Origin of the sequence: Streptomyces sp. NPDC127092, assembly GCF_042722475.1 — a bacterium.
Classification (GTDB): Bacteria; Actinomycetota; Actinomycetes; order Streptomycetales; family Streptomycetaceae; genus Streptomyces.
This window is the reverse complement of sequence record NZ_JBHXFE010000289.1, coordinates 1-559: the sequence shown is the minus strand read 5'-3', so window position 1 is coordinate 559 and position 559 is coordinate 1. Positions and strand designations below refer to the sequence as shown.

1 protein-coding gene is annotated in these 559 nt (G+C 62.4%); it reads right to left on the bottom strand.

All coding sequences use genetic code 11. The features are described 5' to 3' along the window. A partial coding sequence (locus ACFWJO_RS39750) for a CocE/NonD family hydrolase C-terminal non-catalytic domain-containing protein (protein WP_386873175.1) occupies positions 1 to 541 on the bottom strand: 541 nt, incomplete at its 3' end. Positions 542 to 559: the final 18 nt, after the last annotated feature.

Genomic DNA, 559 nt, shown 5'->3' with positions numbered 1-559 from the left:
CATGGGCGTAGTCCTGGCCGCGGATCGACAATCCGATTTGGTATCCGGCCGGCGCCACGATTGAGAATGGCCAGATTTCTACATCGGATTCGTACACGGTACCGGGAGCCAGTGGGGCTGTCTCGGTGTGCGCGTGCCATGGCCGATAAGGCAGCGACCGGTCTTCATCAAGTGTCCGCTGCGACATTCGCAGCCATCCCTGTGCGAGGGGCCCGTTCGGTTCGAACGCAGTGGGGAACAGGACCTCGGTACCGGTGGGATCGAACAGGTGCATGGTCACGAACAGATCGGCATCGGCCGTCGTCGACGAGACGAACAGCTTCAGAGCCGCCGGTCCGGTGAGCTCGAGTTCCTCTTCGAGGACTGGCAGTTTGAACATGACCCCTTCCGAGCGGGCTTTGAATGTCACGTTCTGTTCTGTCGAGGGCGTGGTTCGGACGAGCGACGCGGAGTCGGCATCGAGGTAGAAGCGGGTCCACTCGGTCCGAGCCAGCGGCCACTCGTTCTCTTCGCGCACGAAGAAGTCGTCCGGGGTGCGCACCTTGAGTTGGACCGGGGG